The organism is Candidatus Bathyarchaeia archaeon (assembly GCA_035935655.1).
In the GTDB taxonomy this organism is placed as follows: Archaea; Thermoproteota; Bathyarchaeia; order 40CM-2-53-6; family 40CM-2-53-6; genus 40CM-2-53-6.
The window spans coordinates 1-5,957 of sequence record DASYWW010000009.1 but is presented as its reverse complement, the minus strand read 5'-3'; the positions used below and the strand labels follow the sequence as shown (position 1 = coordinate 5,957).

The following is a 5,957-nucleotide window of genomic DNA, read 5'->3' as shown; positions in this document are numbered from 1 at the left end:
TTCCTGCATACTTCATGAGATAAAGGAATTTTATCATTGATTTGGACATGATAATTGATTGATCGCTCCCTCTTAATCGAACTAGAGTGGAATGCGACGACCGAACCTTAGTCATAACATATGACCAGTTCGAAAACAGTTTTACGTATGGGATTACAGCTTGCGTAGTAACTGCAACACTCAAAGGGATCGAGCTTATTCTGTCCAACAAGCGGCCTCGGAATTGGCTCGTATTGGCCGCTTCAGTCGTTTCAATAGCCACGAAGAGTCAAATCTTTTCGTGAAAAGAATTCCGAAGTGCACCGAAGGTTTCACGGGCGTGCACAGAGGAAGAAACCCCCACAACACATGACACTTGTCTAGGAAGTGATTCAATGTACTTCACCGCGCTTGCAAGACTCAATTGTCCACCAGCCATAACACTCATCGCTACGACATTGAGGCCTTTGGTTTGTGCAAGGACGCGCTCACAAGCCTCCTTGGAGGGATTCATCTGATATCCAAGTGCATTAAGCGGTGTGAGAACCACGACATCGTCCAAAGAGGTTCCAAGCTTGTTGACGAAATCAACAAACATCACAAAGTTTCTAGTAACGAAGCCGGGCATTATCCCTGCATATGTTCGAACATAGTCGATATAGTCAAGGGTAATATCAGTCAATTTGAAACTGACCATGAGTTCCGTGAGAATCTCGTGCAGCAGGAGAGATTTCACGTGCAAAGAGTCCGGAACTGTCCGCCTGATTTCATGGAGATGTGCATCAACAAGCAACCTGAGTGCTCTAGAAGAATCTGATGTTAGAAAGCCGAAACTTGCCGAGGCGAGGGAGATGATCCTTGCTCTCCGGAATAGACGGAGAAGAGTCTCTCTAATCATTCGATTCGTTCCACTCTCTGCGGAGATTTGTGCCTGAAGTTGGACATTCGGTATAACGGGATACAGTTCGAAGCCTTGTGTGATCCCGATCTCTCTCATCAGACGAAGAGCGTTCATTAGTATAGGCGTCATGGTAAAGCTTAGTCCATCGGCCCCACTGGCGACTGAGTCGATAACCAAGTTCGCCACATCTCCGGCAACAAGTTTCGGCTTCGACCTCGACCTCTCCTGTGATAGGTGGTCAACGGCATTGAAGGGGTTATCGCCAACTAGTAGTTTATGCGCACTAATCGCCCTTCTCTCTTAGCATCATGTCAATCAATCGATTCACTTGAACCGCACTTTCGAAGTTTGGTTCCGCAGGGTTTCCATCCCTGAGAGATTGTAAGAAGTGCTCATTCTCTACGCAGTATTCTGGATCTCCTAGGAGAAAATCCACGCCAGAATAGAGCTCAGGTCTATCGAAACGCTGACTACGTAATGGGCTTCGACCACCACTGCTGATGAGTTCCAGATAATCATCAGACAGTACAATCTTGCCATGCTCGCCATAGATTTCGATTTTCGTCTCCGGCAACCTGTAACCCGGCATACTCCAGGAGACATCAAATTGGCCAACTAGACCTTGCTTGAATTCTAATACTCCGGAGGCGTAATCATCGACTGCCGATGAATGGATAGAGATTAGGCGTGCACGAGCCCGGTAGGGTTCGCCAAAATACCATAGGAGTAGATCCAATAGATGCGAACCCAAATCTACTAGAGAGCCGCCTTGACCGCACTCGAACCTCCAGCCCTTCCCCCTCGCAAACACAGCAGAGACAAATGAGTAGGCCTTGAATAGTCTGATTTCGCCCAGCGTTTCTTCTTGAATCAGGGACTTGGCCCTCTTGAATGAAGGAGAGAACCTCTTCTGGTAACCGACCATGTTTGTAATTCCAAGGTGGTCTGCGGAATCAGCCATAGTCTGACCAGTGGCCGCGCTTTCTGCAAGGGGCTTTTCAACAAACAGACCAACCTTATTGGTACGAGTTATCTCGCTGGTGATTGCGCCATGCGTAGAAATCGGCGTCGTGACATATATGGCATCCAAGTTCTCGTTGCTCATCATCTCACTCACTTCGTTGTAGAAGTGAACGTTTTTCAAGAAAGTGCGAGCTAACTTCCGGACGAGAAGATCCTTCTCACAAATAGCAACCACCGAACAATCGGCAAGGGCATTCAAGATTCCTGCATGGAGCAGGCCCATCTTGCCAAATCCAACAACCCCTACTCTAATCCTAGAGGAAGCTATACTTGATTTATTCAAGAGGTTTGTGTTAATTGGCGCTGCCTCGACTGTAGTCCGTGGTGACAACTCGATCAATTATTTCATCAATACTCACGCGAGGTTGCCATCCGAGTTTTTCCACACACTTCGTATAATCTGCAAATTGGTCAAAAGCCCTGTCACTTTCAACAGATATGTACTCCAATTTCACGTTTTTCAATCTAGACACCACCTTTGACGCCAAATCTTGAACCGCGACTTTCTTGTTCCCCAAAACGAATAGCTCATTCTTTGATAGTGCATCTGCGCTTTCTAGCGCCCGCGCAAATGCGTCGACCAAATCAGAAGGATGGAGGAAATCCCTCACATGAGTTCCTTGACCATAAATCTGCAAATTCTCGCCTCTTATGGCGCAATCGATGAACTCGCGCACCATGTTGCGCTCGACCTGACGTTCACCAACGATGAAAGGCGCCCGAAATACAACTGTTTTGATGTCGAAATCGAGGCCGTAGGTTCGGGCGATTTCCTCGCCAGCAAGTTTCGAAACCGCGTAGGCGTGTTCTGCCAATGTCGGTGTGGATTCCTTGATAGGTAACCTGTCAGGGCCAGTCCTCCCATATACCGCAAATGAACTAAGGTAAATCAAAGTCCGGACTCCCGTCATACGACTCGCTTCGCAGACATTTAGCGTTCCAATGACGTTTACATGGAAGTTAAGATATGGTTGCCGCTTACTCTGTTCAATCTCGTTCTTCCCTGTGCTTCCGCTAATCGCCGCCAAATGTATCACTGCTTGGGGTTTCGTACTTTCGAACAGAGAAAGTACTTGGTTGAAGTCTGTGATATCGACCGAGACGACACCTTTGCTAGTCCGCTTGTCAATTCCAGTCACTTCGTATCCTCGATCATTCAGCCCACTAACGGTGTGTTGACCGATGAATCCCGCGGCTCCAGTGACAAGTACTCTCATTTCCTTTGATTCATCCCGAGTGCCCCGTAAAGCACATTATCAATGCGACGCAAGGTATACACATCACTCATTAGTTGGCCGAGTTTCTCCTTCCTTCCCAAGTCCTTCCAATCATCCCAGACTGCGCTTAGGAATCGGCCAGTTACTCCGTTCGACTCGTCGGAAGCAAGAAAACGTGCCAGCTCAGCAGCCTTCTCCGCGGGCACACCTCCCAAACGCTTTGTCTTCTCCGCTTGCGCCAAAGCTTTGACGCCTGCCTTCTTTCCCACCGAAAGAATTTCATCTTGCAATCTCGTGTCCACAGCTCCAGGAGCTATCGCATTGACCTGTATGTTGAATGCCTTCACTTCTTCAGCTAATGTTTGGGTCAAACCCAGTACTGCAACTTTTGAAGCCGAATATGAGGAGAACATTGGGTAAGGCATTGGAGATCCCGCACCTGATAGATTTACAATCTTTCCTGACCGTTGCTTTATCATCGTCGGAAGAACGTGTTTCGAAAACAGAAAGGTCCCCATTAGGTTTACTTGTACAGCATGCCACCATTGACCGGCATCAGCATCAGCCATTGGTCCTATGGGACCAAGAACGCCCGCGTTGTTTACCAAGATATCGATTCGTTTGTAGGCAGTCAACGTCTTCTTGACAAATAGCTTTACCTGAACCTCGTCGGACACATCAGCTGCCATCTTGAACACGTCAGCTCCACATTCTTTGGCCTGTCTTGCACTTTCGTCCAACTCTGATTTGGTGCGTGAGAGGATTGCCAACTTCGCCCCGTCTTTGGCAAAACCGATTGAGATTGCTCTTCCTATCCCGCGACCTGCCCCTGTTACTATTGCAACTTTGCCTGAGAGGCTCGGTCGATTTGTTTCCGTTCTGCTATCGTTCACAGCTAACGCCTCTTACCCAGCTTCGGAGAATTTTGTGAACACTAATCATGCACGGCTCAATTGCGAAATCGTCCATTTGGCGGTCCTTGCAACAGCTTCCCGAGCAGAAACTTTCGGTACCCAACCAAGTGATTTCAGCTTGGCTATCGACAAGTGAACAATGGGGTTGTCTCCTACCCATCCACGCGGACCCCCAGTGTAACTCCTCTTCACCCCTTTGAGTTCCATTTCTTCTGTCACTAGGTCAGCAATCTCGTCAACCATCAAGTTCTCCTCAACCGCTATGTTGAATGTGTTTATTCTTTCCGCTGATTTTGAATAACCTACCATCATAGCTTCAACGCAGTCAAGGACATGAATGTACTCTTTGCTCTGCTTGCCGTCGCCAAGAATCTCCAACTCTCGAGCGTTCTGAGCAAGCTTGTGAACGAAATCCCAGGTCACCCCCCTCCTGCATCTTTCACCCACCACGTTCGAGAATCTGTAGGCCCAGAAATTTATATCTGATATTTGGACAAACGCCTGTGCGTACGCTTCACATGCGAGTTTTGAAGCTCCGTATAGTGACGTCTGCACTGGCATGTAACTTTCAGGTGTGGGTCTTACAGTTGCTTCACCGTAGATTGCGGATGACGAGGCGAACACGAGGTCGTCGACGTTGTTCTTGACCATCGCGTCCAGTACATTCAATGTCGCGATAAGGTTGTTGTCCAAATCAGCCCTGTGATTGACCAGGCTGGTCCTTATGTTCGCGTGCGCCGCAACATGAAAAACAACATCGTATCCCCTAAGCAGTTTAGCCACCAATTTTCCGTCAGTCATATCTCCTCGATAGTATCGAAATCTTGCGTCTCGCCTGAGATGAGCAATGTTCGCCAACTTACCTTGTGAGAAGTTGTCAAGAACTGTTACCTCGTATTTGTCCTCAAGGAGTCTGTCGACGATGTGACTCCCGATAAACCCAGCACCACCAGTTACGAATGCCTTCAAGGTCATTGGCTACATCGCTTCGATTCGGCCAGTCAATTTCTTCTCCATCCTTCTGAGCATGAATCCTATTGTTGCCACAGTCAAGCCCTGTCCTCCGATGACGAAGAGCATCAAACTACCCAAGAAGTAACCTGCGTGATAGCTCGCCAAGAAGAGATAGAGGTATGCTGCATAAAAAAGCAGAACGATTGCCGGAACGAGGGCTATGGCCGCAACCAACCCAAATAGGACTACCGGGTTGTAGCGCCTGGCCTGACCAACTATCGCGAAAAGCGCTCTGAACCCTTGCCGCCAGGTGGGTGCCTTGGCAGCTCCCAATCGTTTGCGATAATTGATAGGGACGCACGTGACCCTCCCATCGACAAGCATTTGAGCCGCTATTTCTTGGTCGACTTCGAAGCCTTGCCTGTCAATCAGCAATTGCTTCATTTTCTGAGTGCGCATCAGGTACATGCCGCATGCCACGTCTGGAATGTTGCTCCCCATTAGGATGTTGAATGTCTTCGTCAAAATCCAGTTACCAAGTCTGTGGGTCCTTGAGATGTTCGGGTTGCCCTTGGAACGAAATCCTATGATGTGATCGTAACCTTCGGAATGAGTGACGAATCTGTCAATGTCCTTCGGATCGTACGAGTGGTCCCCATCCATTAGCAGGAAATAGGGAGTGTCGACTATGTCCCTAGCGACAAGGATGGCCCCGGTCTTCCCCTTGCCATGCTGCTCAACGACCTGTGCGCCTTTCAGACTCGCGATTTCTGCCGTCCCATCCACGGAGTAGCCATCAACAACCAAGATCTTGCCATAGCCCGCTGAACGTACCTCATCGATCAGCATCCCAATCGCCTCCCGTTCGTTCAAGGTTGGAATAACTATGGTCACCCGTTCTCTCAGAGCACCTAGTCCGAGATCGGTCGAGAAGGTGGACTCGTTCAAATCATTTCATAACTATTAGGA

At 48.6% G+C, this 5,957-nt stretch carries 6 protein-coding genes; all 6 read right to left on the bottom strand.

What is annotated here, in order from left to right:
• Window positions 1–268: 268 nt before the first annotated feature.
• The 6 genes from VGS11_00115 to VGS11_00090 all read right to left on the bottom strand — a co-directional run bounded on the left by VGS11_00115 (window position 269) and on the right by VGS11_00090 (window position 5,936).
• Window positions 269–1,009 carry a hypothetical protein gene (locus tag VGS11_00115; GenBank protein ID HEV2118504.1) on the bottom strand — a complete coding sequence of 247 codons (741 nt, stop codon included), beginning with the start codon at window positions 1,007–1,009 and terminating at the stop codon, window positions 269–271.
• A gap of 154 nt (window positions 1,010–1,163) precedes the next feature.
• Complete coding sequence (locus VGS11_00110; GenBank protein ID HEV2118503.1) at window positions 1,164–2,186, bottom strand: Gfo/Idh/MocA family oxidoreductase; 1,023 nt, start codon at window positions 2,184–2,186, stop codon at window positions 1,164–1,166.
• 10 nt (window positions 2,187–2,196) lie between these two features.
• On the bottom strand, window positions 2,197–3,120 hold the full coding sequence (locus VGS11_00105) for an NAD(P)-dependent oxidoreductase (GenBank protein ID HEV2118502.1): 924 nt from the start codon (window positions 3,118–3,120) through the stop codon (window positions 2,197–2,199).
• A complete protein-coding gene (locus VGS11_00100; GenBank protein ID HEV2118501.1) occupies window positions 3,117–4,013 on the bottom strand; it encodes an SDR family oxidoreductase in 897 nt (298 codons plus the stop codon). Before VGS11_00100 ends, VGS11_00105 begins: the two co-directional genes overlap by 4 nt.
• A 45-nt stretch (window positions 4,014–4,058) precedes the next feature.
• Window positions 4,059–5,009, bottom strand: a complete 951-nt coding sequence (locus VGS11_00095) for an NAD-dependent epimerase/dehydratase family protein (protein ID HEV2118500.1) — start codon at window positions 5,007–5,009, stop codon at window positions 4,059–4,061.
• Window positions 5,010–5,012: 3 nt separating this feature from the next.
• Window positions 5,013–5,936 (bottom strand): glycosyltransferase family 2 protein, encoded by a 924-nt coding sequence (locus tag VGS11_00090; protein ID HEV2118499.1) that lies wholly within the window; start codon window positions 5,934–5,936, stop codon window positions 5,013–5,015.
• Window positions 5,937–5,957 lie beyond the last annotated feature (21 nt).

Excerpts from the sequence above, each read along its gene's own strand:
- VGS11_00115 (HEV2118504.1), bottom strand. The coding sequence starts at position 1,009 with ATGACGCCTATACTAATGAACGCTCTTCGTCTGATGAGAGAGATCGGG.
- VGS11_00105 (HEV2118502.1), bottom strand. The coding sequence starts at position 3,120 with ATGAGAGTACTTGTCACTGGAGCCGCGGGATTCATCGGTCAACACACC.
- VGS11_00095 (HEV2118500.1), bottom strand. The coding sequence starts at position 5,009 with ATGACCTTGAAGGCATTCGTAACTGGTGGTGCTGGGTTTATCGGGAGT.